23 protein-coding genes are annotated in these 21,095 nt (G+C 46.5%); 16 read left to right on the forward strand and 7 right to left on the reverse strand.

The genetic code is table 11. The annotated features are described in order from the left end of the window. Position 1 precedes the first annotated feature (1 nt). Genes lpxB through IEN92_RS06110 form a run of 3 tightly spaced genes read left to right on the forward strand, consistent with a single transcriptional unit; the run spans position 2 to position 2,625 of the window. Positions 2-1,207, forward strand: coding sequence for a lipid-A-disaccharide synthase (lpxB, locus tag IEN92_RS06100; RefSeq protein ID WP_216161588.1), 1,206 nt, complete (start codon positions 2-4; stop codon positions 1,205-1,207). Continuing rightward, the gene (gene rnhB, locus IEN92_RS06105) at positions 1,204-1,797 is read left to right on the forward strand and encodes a ribonuclease HII (RefSeq protein ID WP_216161591.1); all 594 of its coding nucleotides are present in this window, start codon (positions 1,204-1,206) and stop codon (positions 1,795-1,797) included. The genes lpxB and rnhB overlap by 4 nt, the downstream gene beginning before the upstream one ends. Positions 1,798-1,800: 3 nt before the next feature. Next, positions 1,801-2,625, forward strand: coding sequence for an RNA methyltransferase (locus IEN92_RS06110; RefSeq protein WP_216161594.1), 825 nt, complete (start codon positions 1,801-1,803; stop codon positions 2,623-2,625). Between the two features lie 16 nt (positions 2,626-2,641). On the opposite strand, the gene IEN92_RS06115 is transcribed toward IEN92_RS06110, so the two are convergent. Beyond that, entirely contained in the window at positions 2,642-3,469 is an 828-nt protein-coding gene (locus tag IEN92_RS06115) for a pyruvate, water dikinase regulatory protein (protein ID WP_215375802.1), read from the reverse strand. Positions 3,470-3,575: 106 nt separating this feature from the next. Here IEN92_RS06115 and ppsA point away from each other — a divergent pair, with 106 nt between their 5' ends. Next, positions 3,576-5,981, forward strand: coding sequence for a phosphoenolpyruvate synthase (gene ppsA / locus IEN92_RS06120; RefSeq protein WP_216161597.1), 2,406 nt, complete (start codon positions 3,576-3,578; stop codon positions 5,979-5,981). A gap of 59 nt (positions 5,982-6,040) precedes the next feature. Here the strand turns inward: ppsA and IEN92_RS06125 are convergent, their stop codons facing one another. The 5 genes from IEN92_RS06125 to smpB all read right to left on the reverse strand — a co-directional run bounded on the left by IEN92_RS06125 (position 6,041) and on the right by smpB (position 10,819). Next, a complete protein-coding gene (locus tag IEN92_RS06125; RefSeq protein WP_215375808.1) occupies positions 6,041-6,940 on the reverse strand; it encodes a peptidase in 900 nt (299 codons plus the stop codon). Positions 6,941-7,001: 61 nt separating this feature from the next. Continuing rightward, complete coding sequence (locus tag IEN92_RS06130) at positions 7,002-7,802, reverse strand: transglutaminase family protein (RefSeq protein WP_215375811.1); 801 nt, start codon at positions 7,800-7,802, stop codon at positions 7,002-7,004. Positions 7,803-7,817: 15 nt separating this feature from the next. Continuing rightward, positions 7,818-8,795: an alpha-E domain-containing protein gene (locus IEN92_RS06135; protein WP_216161600.1), complete on the reverse strand. Its 978-nt coding sequence runs from the start codon at positions 8,793-8,795 to the stop codon at positions 7,818-7,820. Positions 8,796-8,812: 17 nt separating this feature from the next. Further along, the gene (locus IEN92_RS06140) at positions 8,813-10,225 is read right to left on the reverse strand and encodes a circularly permuted type 2 ATP-grasp protein (RefSeq protein WP_215375817.1); all 1,413 of its coding nucleotides are present in this window, start codon (positions 10,223-10,225) and stop codon (positions 8,813-8,815) included. Positions 10,226-10,366: 141 nt separating this feature from the next. Further along, positions 10,367-10,819, reverse strand: coding sequence for an SsrA-binding protein SmpB (gene smpB, locus IEN92_RS06145; RefSeq protein ID WP_215375820.1), 453 nt, complete (start codon positions 10,817-10,819; stop codon positions 10,367-10,369). A gap of 25 nt (positions 10,820-10,844) precedes the next feature. Between smpB and IEN92_RS06150 the strand changes: the two genes are divergently transcribed. The 12 genes from IEN92_RS06150 to IEN92_RS06205 all read left to right on the forward strand — a co-directional run bounded on the left by IEN92_RS06150 (position 10,845) and on the right by IEN92_RS06205 (position 20,208). Further along, positions 10,845-11,276, forward strand: coding sequence for a type II toxin-antitoxin system RatA family toxin (locus IEN92_RS06150; protein WP_215375822.1), 432 nt, complete (start codon positions 10,845-10,847; stop codon positions 11,274-11,276). Next, entirely contained in the window at positions 11,269-11,619 is a 351-nt protein-coding gene (locus tag IEN92_RS06155) for an RnfH family protein (RefSeq protein ID WP_215375825.1), read from the forward strand. The genes IEN92_RS06150 and IEN92_RS06155 overlap by 8 nt, the downstream gene beginning before the upstream one ends. Positions 11,620-11,645: 26 nt before the next feature. Next, positions 11,646-13,109, forward strand: a complete 1,464-nt coding sequence (gene guaB / locus IEN92_RS06160; RefSeq protein WP_216161602.1) for an IMP dehydrogenase — start codon at positions 11,646-11,648, stop codon at positions 13,107-13,109. Positions 13,110-13,134: 25 nt separating this feature from the next. Further along, a complete protein-coding gene (gene guaA / locus IEN92_RS06165; RefSeq protein WP_216161605.1) occupies positions 13,135-14,742 on the forward strand; it encodes a glutamine-hydrolyzing GMP synthase in 1,608 nt (535 codons plus the stop codon). Between the two features lie 24 nt (positions 14,743-14,766). Further along, positions 14,767-15,564, forward strand: coding sequence for a ferritin-like domain-containing protein (locus tag IEN92_RS06170; protein ID WP_216161608.1), 798 nt, complete (start codon positions 14,767-14,769; stop codon positions 15,562-15,564). Positions 15,565-15,591: 27 nt separating this feature from the next. Further along, entirely contained in the window at positions 15,592-16,293 is a 702-nt protein-coding gene (locus IEN92_RS06175) for a hypothetical protein (protein WP_216161611.1), read from the forward strand. Positions 16,294-16,298: 5 nt separating this feature from the next. Beyond that, positions 16,299-17,009: a hypothetical protein gene (locus IEN92_RS06180; RefSeq protein ID WP_216161614.1), complete on the forward strand. Its 711-nt coding sequence runs from the start codon at positions 16,299-16,301 to the stop codon at positions 17,007-17,009. 28 nt (positions 17,010-17,037) lie between these two features. Next, positions 17,038-17,691 (forward strand): 7-carboxy-7-deazaguanine synthase, encoded by a 654-nt coding sequence (gene queE, locus IEN92_RS06185; RefSeq protein WP_216161617.1) that lies wholly within the window; start codon positions 17,038-17,040, stop codon positions 17,689-17,691. 16 nt (positions 17,692-17,707) lie between these two features. Further along, positions 17,708-18,172 carry a 6-carboxytetrahydropterin synthase QueD gene (gene queD, locus IEN92_RS06190; RefSeq protein ID WP_215375864.1) on the forward strand — a complete coding sequence of 155 codons (465 nt, stop codon included), beginning with the start codon at positions 17,708-17,710 and terminating at the stop codon, positions 18,170-18,172. Next, positions 18,173-18,631 (forward strand): tRNA adenosine(34) deaminase TadA, encoded by a 459-nt coding sequence (tadA, locus tag IEN92_RS06195; RefSeq protein ID WP_216161619.1) that lies wholly within the window; start codon positions 18,173-18,175, stop codon positions 18,629-18,631. After that, a complete protein-coding gene (locus tag IEN92_RS06200) occupies positions 18,628-19,572 on the forward strand; it encodes an LD-carboxypeptidase (protein ID WP_216161622.1) in 945 nt (314 codons plus the stop codon). Before tadA ends, IEN92_RS06200 begins: the two co-directional genes overlap by 4 nt. A 69-nt stretch (positions 19,573-19,641) precedes the next feature. Next, on the forward strand, positions 19,642-20,208 hold the full coding sequence (locus IEN92_RS06205; protein WP_215375873.1) for a heme-binding protein: 567 nt from the start codon (positions 19,642-19,644) through the stop codon (positions 20,206-20,208). Positions 20,209-20,219: 11 nt separating this feature from the next. On the opposite strand, the gene IEN92_RS06210 is transcribed toward IEN92_RS06205, so the two are convergent. Next, a complete protein-coding gene (locus IEN92_RS06210) occupies positions 20,220-21,089 on the reverse strand; it encodes a 23S rRNA (adenine(2030)-N(6))-methyltransferase RlmJ (RefSeq protein ID WP_216161625.1) in 870 nt (289 codons plus the stop codon). Positions 21,090-21,095: the final 6 nt, after the last annotated feature.

The following is a 21,095-nucleotide window of genomic DNA, read 5'->3' on the forward strand; positions in this document are numbered from 1 at the left end:
TTTGCCTAAGTTAGCGTGTGTTGCTGGTGAACCCTCTGGCGATTTGCTTGCGGCACCGGTCCTAAGCGCCTTAAATCAAATCCCAGATATGGCAGGTCTCGAGGTCTACGGCATTGGTGGGCCCAGAATGCAGGCTGAAGGTATGCGCTCGAATTGGCCGATGGAAACTTTGAGTGTTCGGGGCTACGTTGAAGCAATCCAGCAACTGCCTGCAATCCTAAAACTTCGTAAAGAACTCATTCAAAATCTGACGCACGAAGGTCGCCCTGATGTTTACTTGGGAATTGATGCGCCAGATTTCAATTTAGGGGTAGAGCATCATCTGCGTAAGGCGGGTATTCCTACTTTGCATCTAGTATCACCATCGATTTGGGCTTGGCGGGGAAACCGCATCAAGAAAATTGCGCAAGCAGTTGATCGAGTGCTGTGTATTTTCCCTTTCGAAACTGAAATCTACGATCGTGCAGGAATCGCCTCTACATATGTAGGCCATCCGTTGGCCAGTGATATTCCGCTTGAGCCCAATGCTAATCAAGCTAGAGAAAAACTCGAACAACAATTAAAGATTCCTAGGCATTCTTTTGACGGAGTAGTGATTGCCGTATTGCCAGGTAGTCGTAGCTCTGAGATTGAGCTTATTGCACCTGTTTTTTTTGACACCATGCAATTACTTTGCAAGAAGCTCAAAGGGCAAAAGCTACACTTTCTCATTCCAATTGCAACGCCAAGACTGCGTGCACCACTTGAGAGTCTGCTCCTTAAAGCCAAAATGCATAATCCTGATATTGACATTCATTTGCTCGATGGCATGGCAGATGAGGTTTTGGAGGCATCCGACGTTGTTTTGATTGCCAGCGGTACGGCAACCTTACAAGCGGCCTTATGGAAAAAACCCATGGTGATTTCCTATAAGGTACCTTGGCTCACTGCTCAAATTATGAAACGTCAAGGTTATTTACCGTATGTGGGCTTGCCTAATATTCTGTGTGGTGAGTTTGTTGTACCCGAGTTATTGCAAGATGACGCTACACCCGAAAAATTGGCTAATGCAATACAAGATTGGCTAGAGCATCCGAATCAGGTTGCTGAGCTGAAATCCCGTTTTACTCAAATGCATGAAACCTTACGCCGACCAACAGGCATATTGGTTGCCCAAGCAGTTGCGCAGACGATTAGCAATCATCGGAAACAGCGAGTAAATCCATGAGCATTATTTGGGTTTGCGGGGTAGATGAGGCAGGGCGTGGTCCGCTCGTTGGCGCTGTAGTAGCTGGCGCGGTAGTGCTTGATCCAGAAAATCCTATCGAGGGCCTGAGGGATTCTAAAAAATTATCAGCCGCACGCCGAGAATACCTCTATGAACAAATCATGGAGAAGGCAAAAGCTTGGGGTATCGGTCAAGCCAGCCCAGCAGAAATTGATCATATGAATATTTTGCAGGCCACTATGCTGGCTATGCGAAGAGCAGTTGAAGATCTTGCAACCCGTATGGGTAGTTGGCCAAATAAAGCGCTGATTGATGGTAATCGTTGCCCCGAACTGCCGATTGCTGCAGAAGCAATTATCAAAGGAGATGCAAAGGAGCCGGCAATTTCCGCAGCCTCTATCTTGGCCAAAGTGACGCGCGATCGTCAAATGCAAATCTTGCATGAACGTCATCCCCATTATGGCTTTGCCCAGCATATGGGTTATCCAACTGAAGCCCACTTTGCTGCATTAAAAGAATATGGCGCTTGCGAAGAGCATCGTAAAAGTTTTTCTCCTGTAAGAAAAGTGCTTGAGTTACAAACCCACTAAGTAATGAACTTCGATCTAATCACCTCCAAAGAGAATCCTTTATTGAAGGAGATTCGACTCTTACAAGCTACTGGAGCAAAAGGTCAGAAGACCAGGATAGCTAGCGGACAAGCCTTATTAGAAGGCATTCATTTGGTGCAAACCTGGGTTGGTGACCCAGCCCTGAAAACTTTACTGACTTCTGAAGTGGGCTTGCAAAATACCGAGATCTCCGTAGCGGTCTATGAGCATTTAGAAATTTGTCCCGATACTAAGGTATATCAATTGGATAGCGCGCTTTGGGATTTACTGAGCGATTTAGTCAATGCCCCGCATATTGCTGGCTTATTGGATTTGCCTAAATCATGTTTAACGCCTCCACAATCGGTTAACACTTTTAGCGGTGATGTTGTGATCTTAGATCGCATCCAAGATGCAGGAAATCTGGGTTCTATTCTACGAACTGCCGCAGCTGCGGGTTTTACTCAAGTGATAGCCTTATCGGGTTGCGCGCATATCTGGTCAAGCAAGGTGTTACGTGCTGGTATGGGGGCGCATCGCTTACTAGATTTATATGAGGGCTGGTCAAATCAGCAAGTGTTGAGTGCGGTAACTGCACCTTTACTTGCGGCAACAGCTGATGCAGAGCAAGACCTTTTTTCCCTCAAGAAAGAGCTGCTTCATCCGGTTGCATGGATCATGGGTAGTGAGGGGCAGGGCGTATCACTAGACCTACTTGCTCAAGCTAAGGGGGTATCGATTCCGATTGACCCTAGAGTAGAGTCTCTCAATGTTTCAACTGCAGCAGCGGTCTGCTTATTTGAGACGATGAGGGTCAGACGTAGCTAAATCCCCCTGACCTGATTTAACCCAGAATCGTTCTATCCGATTTAATCGCCTGCAAAACAGTGGTGGCGATTTCTTCAATCGATTTGCTGGTGGTTAAGACCCAAGGAATAGATTGTTTTTTCATCATTGCTGTAGCTTCATTAATTTCATAGCGACAGTTCTCGAGCTTGGCGTAATTGCTCCCTGGGCGCCGCTCATTCCGAATTTCTGATAGCCGCTCGGCATCAATCATCAAGCCAAAGATCTTTTGGCGGTAGGGAACCAGATCTTTTGGTAGTTGGCCACGCTCGAAGTCCTCTGGAATCAGCGGATAGTTCGCCGCTTTCAAGCCGTATTGCATTGCCAAGTACAGGCTAGTTGGAGTTTTACCAACCCGTGAGATCCCAATCAGAATGACGTCAGCCTCGGCTAGGTTTTGGTTTGACTGCCCGTCATCGTGGGCTAGGGAATAATTAATGGCCTCAATCCGGTTTTTATAGGCCTTGGTATCTGCATTGTGGTGCAGGCGGTTCATGGCATGGGTTGATTTCATGCCCAGGGCGGCCTCGAGGGGCGCCACAAAAGTCTGGAACATATCCAGGATCAGCCCATTGGCTTTGGCAACGATGGAATTGAGTTCAACGTTCACCAAAGTGGTGAAAACAATCGGTTGTACCCCATATTTACTGAAGGCCTGGTTGATGCTACTCACGGCCTCATGGGCCTTATCGACGCTATCGACAAACGGGATCCGAATATGCTTAAAACTGGCCTCAAATTGGGCCAAAATTGACTGGCTGAAGTTCTCGGCGGTGATGCCGGTACCATCAGAAACAATAAAAACAATGCGGGTTTCGGTAGACATGGATTTGGCCTAAAGGGTCAGGGTCAGCACTACAATAGGGTTTATTGAAGTATGCCCCATTTTGAGCGGCCGCTTGACCAGTTTCTTTATCTTTTGAGAGTATTTTATGTCCAACCAACAGCAACAAAATAGCAGCATGGCAGATGCCTATGTTTTACCGTTTGAGCAGCTTCGGATGACAGATGTAGAGTCAGTCGGCGGTAAGAATGCATCACTAGGTGAAATGATTTCTCAGTTGGCTTCTACAGGAGTTCGGGTGCCAACGGGTTTTGCTACAACAGCATTGGCATTCCGTGATTTTCTACAGCACAACAATCTCACTGAGCGCATTCAACAGCGTTTAGAGGGTTTAAATATTGATGACGTGCGTGCACTTGCTGAGGCTGGTGCCGAGATTCGTCATTGGATTGAGACTGCACCGTTTCAACCTAAATTAGAAGAAGAAATTCGTAAAGCATTTGCTGTATTGGATGATTCCGGTAAAGGTTCTTTTGCTGTACGTTCGTCTGCTACCGCAGAAGACTTGCCAGACGCTTCATTTGCTGGACAGCAGGAGACCTTCCTGAATGTGGAAGGTATTGAGGATGTCCTGAAGAAGATTCGTGAAGTCTTCGCATCGCTATATAACGATCGCGCCATCTCCTACCGCGTACACAAGGGTTTTGCCCATGCTGAAGTTGCTTTATCGGCCGGTATTCAGCGAATGGTGCGCTCTGATCTGGGCGCCGCAGGGGTAATGTTCACCTTGGATACTGAATCTGGTTTCGACGATGTAGTTTTCATCACCTCTAGCTATGGCTTGGGTGAGACTGTAGTGCAGGGTGCCGTAAATCCGGATGAGTTTTATGTATTCAAAACAACATTAGCGCAAGATAAGAAGGCCATTATTCGCCGCTCATTGGGTTCTAAGCTCATTCAAATGCAATTTGCGCCCAAAGGTTCTGCTGAGAAAGTGCAAACAGTAGACGTCACCCCAGAAAAACGCAATCGCTTTTCTTTGGAAGATGCAGATATCACTGAGTTAGCTAAGTACGCTGTCATTATCGAAAAACACTATGGTCGTCCAATGGATATCGAGTGGGGTAAGGATGGTCAAGATGGCCGTATTTATATTCTTCAAGCTCGTCCTGAGACGGTAAAGAGTCAAGCGGCTGGTCAAGCGGAGATGCGTTACAAGCTTAAGGGTAGCTCTAAGGTGCTAGCTAAGGGCCGCGCAATTGGTCAAAAAATTGGTGCAGGTCCAGTGCGCATTATTCGTGATCCAAGCGAGATGGATCGAGTTCAGCCCGGCGATGTATTGGTAGCTGATATGACAGATCCGAACTGGGAGCCAGTTATGAAGCGTGCTTCTGCGATTGTGACTAATCGTGGTGGCCGCACTTGTCATGCAGCGATTATTGCTCGTGAATTAGGCGTACCTGCGGTAGTCGGCTGCGGTGACGCTACTGATCAATTGCAAGATGGCATGATGGTGACGGTTTCTTGTGCGGAGGGTGATGAGGGTCATATTTATGATGGTCTGATCGAGATGGAGGTAACCGAAGTATCTCGTGGTGTATTGCCTGAGATTCCGGTAAAGATCACTATGAATATTGGCAATCCTCAGCTGGCTTTTGATTTCTGTCAAATTCCGAATGCAGGTGTTGGTCTTGCTCGTCTTGAGTTCATTATCAATAACTACATTGGCGTGCATCCACGTGCTGTGTTGGAATATCCGAATATTGATCCAGACCTCAAACGTGCTGTTGAGAGTGTTGCTCGCGGTTATGCAAGCCCACGACAGTTTTATGAAGATAAGCTGGTTGAGGGCGTGGCAACAATTGCTGCCGCTTTCTATCCAAAGCCTGTGATCGTGCGTTTGTCTGACTTCAAATCCAACGAATACAAGAAATTGATTGGTGGATCACGCTATGAGCCGGATGAAGAGAACCCAATGCTTGGTTTCCGTGGTGCATCACGCTACGTTTCTGAGGATTTTGGTGAGGCTTTTGCTCTGGAGTGTGCCGCAATGAAGCGTGTTCGTGAGGACATGGGCTTGGATAATGTCGAGATTATGGTGCCATTCGTACGCACTATTAATCAGGCGAAACGTGTCATCGATATGATGGAGAAGTTTGGTCTCAAGCGTGGCGTTAATGGTCTTCGCCTCATCATGATGTGTGAGATTCCGTCGAATGCTATCTTGGCCGATCAATTTCTGGAGTACTTTGATGGCTTCTCCATTGGATCTAACGATATGACCCAATTAACCCTGGGCTTAGATCGAGACTCCGGCATGGAATTGCTGGCTATTGACTTTGATGAGCGCGATCCTGCAGTTGAGTTCATGATTGCACGTTCGATTGATGCCTGCCGCAAGCAGAACAAGTATGTTGGCATCTGTGGCCAAGGCCCATCAGACCACCCAGACTTTGCGCGTTGGTTAGTCGAGAAGGGTATTACATCAATCTCATTGAACCCAGATAGCGTAGTAGAAACCTGGGAAATGTTGGGTAAGAACTTAAAGGCCTAAGCAAGTCATTCAGTAGTGCAGTATGTAAAAAGGCCTAGATTCAATCTAGGCCTTTTGTTTTACTTCCCCACTTTTTTCTTGGGAGTTGCTTTTTTGGTTATGACTTTCTGAGCGGGCTTGCTTGTTTTAGTAGATAACCGAGATTTGGCAAGAGTGGTTTTGCTTGGTGGATGATTGATGGGTACGGCCCCCATTTTCTTGGCTGGAATAGAGATGTCGCTCGACTTATTGGCGCCGCTCCAGCTTGGCTCAGCAATCGAATTGAAAGCCTCTCGAAGCTTTTCTCCCCACGAGCGATGAATCATCGCAAAATAGGGATTGGAGTCATCAATGGTAACTAACTTGCTTGCTACAAAAGAGTTCTTCTCATAGACCAGCATATCCAAAGGTAGGCCCACAGAAATATTACTCTTGAGCGTCGAGTCCATGGAGATCAAGGCACATTTTGTTGCCAAGTTAAGGGGGGTGCTGAAGTTTAAGACACGATCCAAAATCGGTTTACCGTATTTAGATTCACCAATCTGAAAGTAGCAAGTCTCGGGCGTCGCTTCAATAAAGTTCCCTGCGGAGTAGATATTAAAAAGACGCGGCTTCTCACCTTTGACTTGGCCGCCAAAAATCATATTGCAATTGAATTCCAACCCAGATTGTTCAAGAGCCAAGTGATCACGCTCATAGACTTTTTTAATGGCATCCCCAACAACAACAGCAGCCTCATAGCAGCTCTTGGAGGTCCAGAGGTTTTTGCCGTTAATGAGCTCACCTTGTTGAAGAATTTCTTTGACAGATTGCGTAATTGCTAGATTTCCAGAACTCATGAATGCAAAAAAACGATCATTGTTTTTTTGGAAGACAGTCATTTTTCTGAAGGTGCCGATCTGATCAACACCTGCATTTGTTCGGGTATCCGATAGAAACACCAAGCCGTCTTTTAAACAGAGTCCAACGCAATACGTCATACTAAAATCCCCTAGAGCCTTGAATAATTTCTTGGAATTATCTCTTAATTATCGAAAACGGCTATGAAGGCAGTTGTTGAATAGAGATACTGGCGCTGAGTTCTTCACCGCCACCGCCAGAACGCACCCCTTTTACTGGGGCTGCTGAGTAGTAGTCCCGACCAATAGCCAAGCGAATATGGCGAGCATCGATGAGGCAGGCATGGGTAATGTCTACGCTAATCCAAACACCTTTATCCAGATCACTGCAAAAGTCGATCCAAGCGTGACTCGCTAGATTGGGCGACTCTTCAGCAAAGAAATAACCGCTGACATAGCGGGCTGGAATATTAGAGGCGCGACACAACCCAAGCATGATGTGAGCATGATCTTGGCATACGCCAGATTTCATGGCAAAAGACTGGGCAGCTGTAGTTGCAAAGTTGGTTTGACCAGGTGAATACGTAATCAACCCCTGAATAGCTTCAGCTAATTTTAGTACTTGATCAACTGAATTTTTTTTCGGAAGACTGTATGAAAAATAATCCAGCATTTCTTCGGTAGGTTCAGTGAGATGGGTTTGCTGAAGCAGGTAATACGGCGATATGGCTTTAGGATCATCAATGAACTCAAAAGCATCTTGGGTATGTACTTCGCCTTCTGCCTCGATCATCATCGAGGTGTAAGGGCTTTCTTGGACAAAAACATTGCACTGATTACCAAAGGCATCTGTTGAATTGCTAGCTTTAATGGGGGTGCTGATTTTCCATCGATTAATCTCCTGGCCCACTACGGAGGGCGGAGTGAGGCGCAGCTCCTGAATAGAGTAGCGGACAGGGGTTTCATAACGATATTCAGTGCGATGCCGAATTTTTAAGTGCATATTCTTTGCTAAATCTCAGTTAGTTGCTAATGGAATGAGGTAAGCGCTACTGAACTCATCGGCAATATAGTTAATGCGCTCTAAGAATGACTCTATGAACTCTTCTAAACCTTGTTCAAATACTTCATCAATGTCAGAAAAATCTAGGCTTGCCTTGAGCTTTCCAAGCAGGCGCTCAATCTCTTTAGATTGTTGATTTTTCACTTCAGAGAGCAGAGGAATCAGCTCATTGACACAGCACACCAAAGACCTTGGCATTTGTTTATTGAAGATCAGGAGTTGTGCAACCTGTTTAGGCGTGACTTGATCTGAATAGATTTGCCGATAGATCTCGAATGCAGACACTGAACGTAACAATGCTGCCCAGTGATAAAAGTCAAAGAACTCTCCATGGGTTCCTTCCTCCAAGACTTTTGCGGGGTTGAGAACTTTCAGTGTTGCTGGGTCTTCGTACTTTGTTTCCAAAATACGTGCCGTGTTGTCGGCGCGCTCAAGCAGTGTGCCCACATTAATGAAGTAGAAAGCTTCATTTTTGAGCATGGTGCCATGTAGAACGCCTCTGAAGAGGTGGCAACGGTGCTTAACCCACTCCAGTAATCTACTGGGATCAGATTGATGTCTAGCCTCTAGAATGCGTTGCAATTCTAGCCAAGTAGTATTTTGGGTTTCCCATACTTCAGAGGTGATCTTGCCCCGAATAACGCGCGCATTTTCACGGGCGGCGAATAGACAAGAGACGATGCTGGAAGGATTGCTGGTCTCATAGATCATGAAATCTAAGACATTTTCACGATTGACGATATCGTATTGACTGTTAAACGCATCTTCTAACTTAGAAATCGTCAGCAATTTTTTCCAGCTTTGTTCTAAGAACTCAGCAGGCTGAGGAAGTAGGGAGGTTTGATGGTTGACGTCCAACATGCGCGCAGTATTTTCTGCGCGCTCTGTGTAACGAGCCATCCAATAAAGACAATCAGCGGTGCGACTTAACATGTTTGCTCTTATTCCTCTTACTCTTCTAATACCCAGGTGTCTTTAGTGCCGCCACCTTGTGAGGAGTTCACTACTAAAGAACCTTCTTTGAGGGCTACCCTTGTTAAACCGCCCGGCACCATCTTGATGGTTTTTCCAGAAAGTACAAAAGGTCGTAAATCGATATGTCTTGGAGCTACGCCGGACTCTACAAATGTTGGGCAAGTAGAGAGAGCCAAGGTCGGTTGAGCGATGTATTTATCTGGATTTGCAATCAGATGCACCCTAAATTCTTCTATCTCTGCTTTGGTGGAGGCTGGGCCAACTAGCATCCCGTAGCCACCAGCACCATGCGTTAATTTCACAACAAGCTTTTCTAAGTTTGCTAGGGTGTAAGCTAAATCATCTGCCTTGCGACACTGGAAAGTGGGAACGTTATTCAGAATCGGCTTTTCACCAAGATAGAACTCAATCATCTCAGGTACGTATGGATAGATAGATTTGTCATCGGCAATGCCTGTACCTATGGCATTGGCTAAAGTCACATTGCCCGCACGATATGCGGACAGCAAGCCTGCTACTCCTAAAGTGGAATCCGAGCGGAATGCCAATGGATCCAAGAAGTCATCATCAACGCGGCGATAGATTACATCTACTCGCTCAGGACCTTGAGTGGTGCGCATGAAGACCTGCTCGTTCTTCACAAACAAGTCCTTGCCTTCAACAAGTTCAACGCCCATTTGCTGGGCTAGATAGCTATGCTCAAAGTAGGCTGAGTTATACATGCCTGGTGTGAGTACCACTACATTGGGCTTCTTAACATCATCCGGCTTAACGGACTTTAAACATTCCAAAAGAAGATCTGGGTAATGCTCTACGGGAGCAATTCTATATTTTTGAAATAGATCCGGAAAGAGACGCATCATCATCTTACGGTCTTCTACCATGTATGACACACCTGAGGGAACCCGCAAGTTATCTTCTAGAACGTAGAACTCACCTTCACCTGCTCGCACAATATCAATACCAGCAATTTGTGCATAGATGTCACGTGGCACGCTGACGTTACGCATCTCTGGTCGATATTGCGCATTGTTAAAAATTTGCTCAGCAGGAACAATACCTGCCTTGATAATATTTTCATCGTGGTACACGTCATAAATAAAGCAGTTCAGTGCTTTAACGCGTTGACGTAAGCCAGCCTCTAATTGCTCCCATTCTTTCGCAGTGAAAATGCGCGGCACCTGATCAAATGGAATAGTTCTTTCGGAGCCAAGGTCATCTCCATAAACAGCGAAGGTAATGCCCACTCGCCTAAAAATAAGATCGGCTTCGGCACGCTTGAGACCCATGAGGGTGTCGCTTTGCTGCTTAAGCCACTCATGGAAAATTTTGTAGTGGGGACGCGCTTTGCCTGCGGCGTCGAGCATTTCGTCAAAAGGCAATTTCATAGCTATAAAACTAAAGCCTTTAAAACATTCTGTTGGGCGGATTTGAAGCAGCTTGGTGCTATATTGCACCTTATTAGTGCATAAATGCTCAGGGAGTCAGAAATTTCCCTTGGCGCTCAGTCTACTGCACTTTTGGCAGATTTAACCGTTGAGATCACCTCTGGCGATACGTCCTTTTTGAACTTCCCATTCCCGTTCTTTGGTGGCGGCACGTTTGTCATGTTGCTTCTTGCCCCTGGCCAGCCCAATTTCGCACTTCACATTACCCTTCGAGAAGTGCAGATTGAGTGGTACCAGGGTATAGCCCTTTTGTTCAACCTTGCCGATGAGTTTGCGAATCTCAATTGCATTCAGGAGTAATTTTCGTGTACGGGTACTGTCCGGAACAATATGGGTGGAGGCTGAGAGCAGTGGGGTAATGTGGCAGCCAATCAGGAAAAGCTCCGCCTGGCGAATGACGACATACGCTTCTTTGACGTGCACGCGACCTGCACGGATGGCTTTGACTTCCCAGCCTTCCAGCACAAGCCCTGCCTCGAATCGCTCCTCGATAAAATAATCGAAGAAGGCTTTTTTGTTATCGACGATACTCATAGTTATTTAGCTTCCAAGATCGATTATGGCAGACGTCTATAAGACCGTTTTAATTGGCCAATCAGCCGACCGCATGTATGGCTTGGTGACCGATGTGGCGCGTTACCCCGAGTTTTTGCCTTGGTGCGGCGGTGTAGAAATCTTTGAGCAGACTGAGACTGTTCTGGACGCCAAAATTAATATTCAGTTCAAGGGTATTACCCAGTTTTTTCATACTCGCAACATCAATCACCGCCCAGAAACAATCGATATGGTCTTTGTAGACGGCCCTTTCAAGCATTTTTCAGGACAGTGGAATTTCATCCCCTTAAGGGAGGATGCCTGTAAGGTGGAATTTAAGCTCCATTGGGAATTCAAGAGCGCCATTCTGGATAAGATCATTGGCCCTGTCTTTGGCCATATTGCCGGCACCTTTGTCGATTGCTTTGTGAAGCGCGCTGAAGAGCTCTATGGCTAAGCAAACCTTGGATCTCTTGCTATGTGATGCAAGGCAGGGTGAGCCTGTCATGAGGCCAATTCAACTGCAAATGAATGAGGATGAGTTGCCTACTGTGGGGCTTGCGCTCGTTCATGCAGGAATTGCGACAGGTGAGGATGATCCAGTCTTATCCAGAAAGGGCAGTTTTGGGGTCTTTGGCAAGCGCAAGGATTGGGATAGCCCCATTTACTCTGGAGATCGCTTGGAGCTCTATTCTCCGCTGCTAATAGACCCAAAGACCGTCCGGCGGAAGAAGGCGAATCAGAGTCAGGATGCCAAATTCCAGGCTGCCGCAGCCAAAAGAAAGGCTAGGAGGCTATAATCTGTTTTTGCGACTAGGGGTTTTGCATGCGACTCATTCAAAAAGCACTCACTTTTGACGATGTGCTCCTCGTACCGGCCTATTCTTCGGTACTTCCTCGAGATGCCAGTCTGGCTAGTAAATTAACTCGAGATATTTCACTCAATACACCACTGGTATCTGCTGCGATGGATACCGTCACGGAAGGTCGTTTGGCAATTGCCATGGCTAGTGAAGGTGGTATTGGCATCATTCATAAAAATTTAACTCCCGCTGAGCAAGCGCGAGAAGTTGCCAAAGTCAAACGCTATGAATCTGGTGTCTTACGTGACCCGATTACGATAGGCCCAGACTTTACTCTGCGCCAAGTCATTCAGCTTTCTCGCGAACATGGCTTCTCTGGCTTCCCAGTTTTAGTCGGCAAAGAAGTAGTGGGAATCATTACTAACCGTGACTTGCGCTTTGAAGAAGACTTAGATGCACCAGTAAAAACCAAAATGACTCCCCGTGAGCGTTTGGTGACTGTGAAAGAAGGCTGTACTCTTGATGAGGCCAAACGCTTAATGAGTCAACACCGCTTAGAGCGTGTCTTGGTCGTTAATGACAAATTTGAACTCCGTGGCTTGATCACGGTTAAAGATATTCTGAAAGCTACCGAACATCCAAATGCGTGTAAAGATGGCGAAGGTAAGCTGCGCGTGGGCGCGGCGGTGGGTGTTGGCCCTGATAATGACGAGCGCATTGAGCTCTTAGTGAAAGCAGGCGTGGATGTGATTGTGGTCGACACTGCACATGGCCACAGCCAAGGTGTATTAGATCGCGTTAAGTGGGTCAAGAAAAATTATCCTCAGGTACAGGTGATTGGTGGAAACATCGCCACCGGTGATGCAGCCAAGGCTTTGGCTGATCATGGTGCCGATGGTGTGAAGGTTGGTATCGGTCCGGGCTCTATTTGTACTACCCGAATTGTTGCGGGTGTTGGTGTTCCGCAAATTACTGCGATTGTGAATGTTGCTACTGCACTGAAAGGCACAGGTATTCCACTCATTGCTGATGGTGGCGTGCGTTACTCTGGTGACGTTGCCAAAGCGTTGGCGGCTGGTGCAAGCGCTGTGATGATGGGTGGTCTTTTTGCTGGCACAGAAGAAGCTCCTGGCGAAGTATTCTTATATCAAGGACGCTCCTATAAGAGTTATCGTGGCATGGGTTCATTGGGTGCGATGGCTGATGGTTCTGCCGATCGTTATTTCCAGAATGATATTGTGGCTAATGCTGAAAAGCTGGTCCCGGAAGGCATTGAAGGGCAAGTTCCCTATAAAGGTAGTGTCCTAGCAATCTTGCATCAGCTCACAGGCGGCATTCGCTCTTCAATGGGTTACCTTGGTTGCAAAACCATTGCCGAGTTACATGAAAAAGCCAATTTTGTGGAAATCACCTCTGCAGGCGTGCGCGAGTCTCACGTTCATGATGTGAAGATCACTAAGGAAGCACCGAATTACCACATTGATTAAGACTGAAATTAGGGTTGCTTCTTTCGTGCACGACAAAATACTGATTCTCGACTTTGGTTCACAAGTAACTCAACTAATTGCTAGACGTGTACGTGATGCACGGGTGTATTCAGAGATCCATCCTTATGACTGTGATCCAGAATTTATCCGTAAGTTCATTCAAGAGCAGGGTGGCAAAGGCATCATTCTCTCTGGAGGGCCTAGCTCTGTCACTGAGGACGGAAGTCCACGTGCTCCTCAAATTGTTTTTGAATTAGGTGTGCCGGTATTAGGTATTTGCTATGGCATGCAAACCATGGCAACCCAATTGGGGGGCGCTGTTGCTTCTGCGGAGTCATTAGGTAAAGCACGCGAGTTTGGTTACTCAGAAGTGCGTGCACATGGCCACACTGATCTGCTTAAAGGTATTGAAGATTTTTCTAACAGCGAAGGCCATGGCATTCTCAAGGTGTGGATGAGTCATGGTGACTCAGTAACGAACCTGCCTCCATCATTTAAGTTGATGGCTTCTACGGAGTCTTGTCCTATTGCTGGCATGGCAGATGAAGAGCGTCGCTTTTACGCGTTTCAGTTTCACCCAGAGGTCACTCATACCATTCAAGGTACTGCAATCTTAGAACGTTTCGTCCATGAGATCTGCCGTTGCAAGCCAGACTGGGTGATGGGCGACTACATTAGTGAAGCTGTCGAACATATTCGCAAACAAGTGGGTGATGAAGAGGTCATTCTGGGTTTATCTGGCGGTGTAGATTCTAGTGTTGCCGCTGCTCTAATTCACCGTGCAATTGGCGATCAATTGACTTGTGTGTTTGTTGACCATGGCCTACTTCGCTTAAACGAAGGTGACATGGTGATGGAGATGTTTGCGCGTAATCTCGGTGTGAAAGTAATTCGAGTTGACGCCAAAGACACGTTTATGGGAAAACTGGCTGGCGTTGCCGACCCAGAGGCAAAGCGCAAAATCATCGGTAAAGAATTTGTAGAAATTTTCCAAAGCGAATCGGGCAAGATAAAAAATGCGCAATGGCTTGCTCAAGGGACAATTTACCCAGATGTGATCGAGTCTGCTGGCAAAGGCAAGAAGGGCGCTCATACCATTAAGAGTCACCATAACGTTGGTGGCTTGCCTGAGGATATGCATTTGAAGTTGCTTGAACCTTTGCGCGAATTGTTCAAAGATGAGGTGCGTGAGCTTGGAGTGGCATTGGGCTTACCCCGTGAAATGGTGTATCGCCATCCGTTCCCAGGCCCAGGTTTGGGGGTTCGTATCTTGGGCGAGGTCAAAGCAGAATTTGCGAGTCTTTTGCAGCGAGCTGACGCAATCTTTATCGAAGAATTACGCAATACGATTGATGAGGCAAGTCAGAAGTCTTGGTATGACTTAACCAGTCAGGCATTTGCAGTGTTCTTGCCAGTGAAGTCTGTTGGCGTGATGGGTGATGGCAGAACCTATGAGTACGTGGTTGCACTCAGAGCGGTGCAGACTCAGGACTTTATGACGGCACATTGGGCCCATTTGCCACATGAATTACTGGGCAAAGTTTCCAATAGAATCATCAATGAAGTCCGCGGTATCAACCGTGTAGTGTATGACATCAGCGGAAAGCCACCTGCCACCATTGAGTGGGAATAAATCAGATTTGGTTTGTACTGGTATATGCCTGAATTACGTCAAACCGCACTTGAACTTTTAGCTGTCACAGACCCCGCAAGAAAAGTGGCGGGTGTTCAGGAATTATTTGCTGATTACCATCAGCAAAAGATAGAACTCAACACAACAGAAGTTTTTAATGCCCAAGGTCTTGAACTTCCTGGCAGACCAGTAAAACCTCAATTAATTCCTCCTTTAGAGGTTCCTAAGCGATCGATGGCAACTCCGGAGGGAAGAGTTTCTTTACTGCATTCCCTTGCCCATATTGAATTTAATGCGATGAATCTCGCTTTGGATGCGATTTGGCGCTTCCCTGAGATGCCAACGCAATACTATGCAGATTGGCTCAAAGTTACCAAGGAAGAGGCATATCACTTTAGTTTGATAGAGGGGCGCCTACAGTCGCTGGGTTTTGCTTATGGCGACTTCCCAGCTCACAACAGTCTGTGGGAGATGGTTGAGAGAACATCTGATGCAATCATTGCCAGGATGGCGCTTGTTCCAAGAACCATGGAGGCAAGAGGTTTAGATGCGGTTCCAGCGATCCGAGATCGCTTCAAGCAAATTAAAGATATCCAGGTAGTTGAAATTTTAGAAATCATCCTGAGGGATGAAGTTGGTCATGTATTGATAGGCAATCAATGGTTTAATTTCTTGTGCGCAAAAGAAAATATTTCTCCAATTCAAGCTTATAAGGAATTAGCTCTTGCCTATCGAGCTCCGAGTTTGAGGGGTCCTTTTAATTTGGAAGCACGTAAAGAAGCGGGCTTCACCCAAGAGGAATTAAGTTTGCTGGGTACGTAGTATGAATATCCGTATTGAGGAGGTTTTATGAATCTATCGCGTCGCACATTTATTGCATCTGCTGCTTTAGCTCCTGTAGCTTGTGGAGTTCCCCTTTCATATGAGACCGGCATACCAGTCGTAGTTCCTCAACCGATACCTGCCATTCGTCCACCACAAATTGGGCAGGAGTGGACTTACATTAAAAAAGATGTATTTAATGGCAAAACACTTGGGCTGATTACTGAACGTATCTCAAAGATTGGCCCAAATATCGTGATTGATCGGAGCGCTGAGGATGGCGGGATGTTGCCAAGTGAAATTCAAACCTCTTGGGGAATGGTTGCAACAGACACACAATGGCCTCGTTTACTCAACTTTAACCCCTCCTTGCCGCTTTGGCCTCAGGAGTTAACAACTGGCTGGAGCAAGCAATTTAATACGAAATACAGTATTGCCGGATACCCTGATTCAAGGCTCAATTGGCAGGAGTATATGAGCGTTCATGGATGGGAGAAGATTACTGTTCCCGCAGGTACTTTTATTACGCTTCGCTTTCAGAATCTCATCAATTATGAAAGTTCTGATCCGAATAAAGTAGATTGCATACGCAAAGAAACAGTTTGGTTTGCTCCAAATATTGGCCGCTGGGTTGCACGCGAGATATCTGGGTCTTATATGATTCAGGGGCAGATAGGTGCAGAAATATTGGAGGGGAGTTATCAGTGGCAGCTCACCGCTTATAAGTAAACTTCATGCGTAAACTCACCTCTTTAGTTTTAGTTGCACTGTTCCCGTTTCTATTGACGGCCTGCATCTCCTCTCAACCCTATCCAGGGGGGGCAGTCTTGCCTGCGCCAATAACTCCTCCAAAAGTTCGGGCTCCAAAGATTGGTCAAGAATGGGTTTATACGGTGAGGAATGTTTTTAATCAAGCCGTAGTTGATACCGTAACTGAACGAGTAGTGTCGGTTGGTAAAGAAGTTCGCATAGAGCGCACTGGAGAAAAAGCCGGACGCCTGCCAGATGAAATTCAGCCTCCTTGGGGTTATGTTTTACAGGACCCACATTGGAGTCCACCGCAGGTATTTCAGCAGGCAATGCCTTTATGGCCGGAGCAGTTAGTCCCTGGATGGTCGGGTTTCTACCGAACTCGCTATCAGGCTCTTGGCTACCCTGACTCCAGTTACTACTGGGGGCTCAATGTCAATGCTATTGAATGGGAGCGAGTTTCAGTACCAGCTGGACAATTCACCACTCTCAAATATCAAAACAAGGCACCCTATTTTGAGAGTAACGATGTTTTTAGAGTCGCGAATTATCGTCAAGAAGATGTCTGGCTTTCCCCAGAAATTGGCCGCTGGGTGATACGAAGAGGTTATGGGCGGTACCTTACTCTTGGTGTAACCTGGGCTAACGCCTACTGGGAAGATTATCTGGAGTGGGATCTGGTCTCCTGGAAGTAGCTAAAGCGCTTAAAATAATGGTATTGCTATGTATACCGTTAAAGAACTTTTCCCAACACTTCAAGGTGAAGGCGCCCAAGCAGGGCGTGCTGCAATATTTTGTCGTTTTGCTGGCTGTAATTTATGGAGCGGACGCGAAGAAGATCGTGCGACCGCAGTTTGTCAGTTTTGCGATACCGATTTTGTAGGCAGCGATGGTGTTGGTGGGGGCAAATTTGAGACTGCCCAAGATTTAGCGGATGCAATAGAGGCTTCCTGGAAAAGCACTTCAGCTGGACCACAGCAGCGCTACGTTGTATTTACTGGAGGCGAGCCACTGCTGCAATTGGATGATGCGTTGATTGCGCAGCTTCATCTCAAGGGTTTTGAGATCGCGATAGAAACTAATGGCACCATTAAGGTTCCTAAAGGTATTGATTGGGTTTGTGTTAGCCCCAAAGCGGGTTCTGATTTGATTGTGTTGCAGGCAAATGAGCTCAAGTTAGTTGTCCCACAGGAAGCGGAAGAATCATTAGAAAAATTAATGGCGCGCTTTGAGAAGATGGATTATCGCAATCGATTCTTGCAGCCGATGGATGGACCTAACCTCAAAAGCAATACGCAATTAGCGGTTAGCCTCTGTCAAAGGCGCCCCCTTTGGAGGCTGAGTCTCCAATCCCATAAACTAATAGGTATTCGATAGAACGTGATTGAGCTTAATGACCAGTAAACAACCTGCAATTTCTATTACCCGCCGTCTTGAATTTGATTCGGGTCACCGTATTCCTAACCATGACGGCCAGTGTAAACACTTGCACGGACATCGCTATGCTATTGAAGTCACTTTAACGGGAGAGGTGGCTGATCATCCTGGAAAAGCGGATGATGGTATGGTTCTCGACTTTGGCGATATCAAGCGTTTGACCAATCAATATATTGTTGACGTTTGGGACCATGCATTTCTTGTGGCAAAAGAAGATGAGGGCTTAGTTGCCTTCTTGGCCACCTTGCCTAATCACAAAACTGTAGTGATGGAACATGTGCCTACTGTTGAGAATCTAGCTAATACTGCATTTGCTATTTTGAAACCTGTTTTTGTAAAAGCTTTCGGCGGACGCCTCGAACTTTCTGCCCTTCGTTTATATGAGACACCCAATTGCTGGGCTGATGTACATCGGTCCTAAATGAGTCAAGCTGAGCTCGATCGACAGTTTATGCAGCAGGCTCTAGAGCAAGCTAATTTAGCTGCTCTTGCAGGCGAAGTGCCTGTGGGCGCAGTACTTGTGCGTAATGGTCAAGTCATTTCCAAGGGGTTTAATCAGCCCATTACCCATCGTGATCCTAGCGCCCATGCTGAAATGCTAGCTCTGAGACAGGCAGCTTTATCTGAGAAAAATTACCGCTTACCTGGCACCACTCTATATGTGACTCTTGAGCCATGCGTGATGTGCGCTGGTGCGATCTTGCATGCGCGGGTTGAGCGTATCGTGTTCGGGGCTACTGACCCCAAGACCGGTGCTGCTGGGAGCGTTTTAGATGTATTCTCATCAAAACAAATCAATCATCAGACTACTGCAGAGGGTGGAGTGATGGGCGAAGAGTGCGGTCAATTATTGCGGGATTTCTTTAAGGAGCGGCGTTGAAAGCGATTCACTTGATTGCACCTTCTGGAGCGAGCTTGGATGATAAAAGTCCTTTAGCAGGTATCGACTGGCTGAAGCATCAAGGTATAGCCATTGAGAATGCAGAGTGTGTAAAGCGAGTGCATGAGCGCTTTGCTGGAACTGACGAGGCACGCTTAAATGAATTAAATGGCCTATCCAAATTAAATCCAAAGTCAGTTGTGATGGCGATGCGTGGAGGCTATGGCATTCATCGTTTACTTCCGAAAATTGATTGGGCCGGGATCGCCAAGTCGATTGAAAATGGCTTACAAGTTTGTGGACATAGTGACTTCACAGTCTTTCAGTTAGGTTTGCTTGCAAACACTGGTGCTATGACTTTGGCTGGCCCAATGCTCAATTATGATTTTGGAAAGCTAGACGAAAGTGCTAATCCTATTGCTCCTGATACATTCATGTGGGAGCACTTTCAAAGTGCCATTCAGGAACGAAAACTGGATTGCACTGTATCTGCCCCCCAATCCTTTTTAGGAAAATCAAGTTCTGGTTCCTTTTCAGGGATCTTATGGGGCGGCAATCTCACTGTATTGGCTGGCTTGGTCGGAACCCAATATTTGCCATCTGAGCAGCAAACAAAAAATGGCATTTTATTTTTAGAGGATGTAAACGAGCACCCCTATCGGATTGAGCGGATGCTCATGCAATTGCTAGATGCAGGTGTGCTGAGTAATCAATCTGCAATTCTATTGGGGGGCTTTTCTGCCTATCGTTTGTACGATAACGATCGGGGCTACTCATTAGAGCGGGCATTCGAGGCGATTCGCGCCCGCCTCTCTGACGCTATCCCCATCTTGACGGAATTGCCGTTTGGTCATCAAGCCAATAAAGTAACTTTGCCCGTTGGTGCAAGCGCTAGCCTCAATTACAGTGTTACTGGATTTACTCTTAAGGCCAATTGGTAGATGGCTCTTTGGCGCCCCTTGATCAGAAGTACACTATTTCTGATTGTGATTCTATTTGCAGGAGCTGTGATGGCAATTGAAGAGCCGCAATTTACTGTTTTGGAAAAAACAGCCCCATTTGAGCTGAGATCTTATGCACCAATGATCTTGGCCGAGGTTCAGGTCGAGGGCGACTTAGATGAAGCCTCAAGTCAGGGCTTTCGGTTAATTGCAGCCTATATTTTTGGGCAGAATCAGGTCAGCGAGAAAATTGCGATGACTGCACCAGTAGCGGTTGAAGAGCAATTACCTAAAAGTGCCAAGATTGCTATGACTGCGCCAGTCAATATCGAAGCCAATTCTGGGAAATGGACTGTTTCATTTGTCATGCCTTCTGAGTACACCATGGAAAGTTTGCCAAAACCGCTAAACCCGAAGGTTCAGATTCGTCAGATACCTGCAGTAAAGCGTGCTGTAATCAATTTTTCTGGTTTTTACAACGAGAACAAGGTTGCTGAAAGAACTCTAGAGCTTGAGCAATGGATGAAAACTAGAAATCTCCAGCCGATAAGTGCCCCCAAATTTGCTCGCTACAATCCGCCCTGGACTTTGCCATTTCTGCGTCGTAACGAGATCATGATTGATGTTCGTGACTAAAATGAGCAGCTCTAAGCTTCAAAACTCTTCAGTAAGAACTGAGCCCCACCACCGATACCTAAGGCCTTAGTCAAGACGGGTAGCGCTTCTGCTAATTGTTTTTCTAGAGTCCACGGCGGGTTAATAATGAACATACCACTGGCTTGTAGCCGCCTTTCACCAGGTGCATTTTCAACCCGTAATTCAGTATGAAGCCATGAGCGTTTATGGCTGCTTGCAATCTTTTTGAGACGATCTGGTAGCGCAGCCGACTCTCTTCTGGAAAGAATCGGATACCAAATAGCATAACAACCGGTAGCAAAACGTTGCAGAGCTTCTTCCATCGCTGTTTCGAGATACCGATAGTCTTGTTTGTCTTCATAAGACGGATCAATCAAGACCAAGCCGCGTCTGCTGGGAGGCGGCAATAGACCTTTAAGTCTTGCAAAGCTATCTTCAGCATAAACATCAATCTGTTTGGCTTGTTTTAGTTGGCCAATATTGTGACGCAGAATATCAATTTCTTTTGGGTGTAGTTCAAACAGCTTGAGTCTGTCTTGCGGCCTGAGTATTCGCGCCAAAATAAAAGGGGATCCTGGATAGATATCAAGTGCATTCCCGCTGCTTTCTGCTTGAATGAGGTCGAGATATCTCTGAACACCCTCAGGAATAGAGTTGCCATCTTTAATGAACTTGAGGAGTCGAATAATTCCACCTTCAGCTTCCTTGCTTACCGCTGCAAAACCATCCTTCAGGCTATATACGCCAGCACCAGCATGAGTATCGACAATGGTGAGTGCGCCAGGCTTTTCTTGCAGGTACTCAACTAGATGAATTAGGGTCAGATGCTTCAGTATGTCTGCATGACTGCCAGCATGAAAAGCATGTCGATAACTAAACATATTGAA

This window comes from Polynucleobacter sp. MWH-Creno-3A4 (assembly GCF_018881885.1).
Lineage (GTDB): Bacteria > Pseudomonadota > Gammaproteobacteria > Burkholderiales > Burkholderiaceae > Polynucleobacter.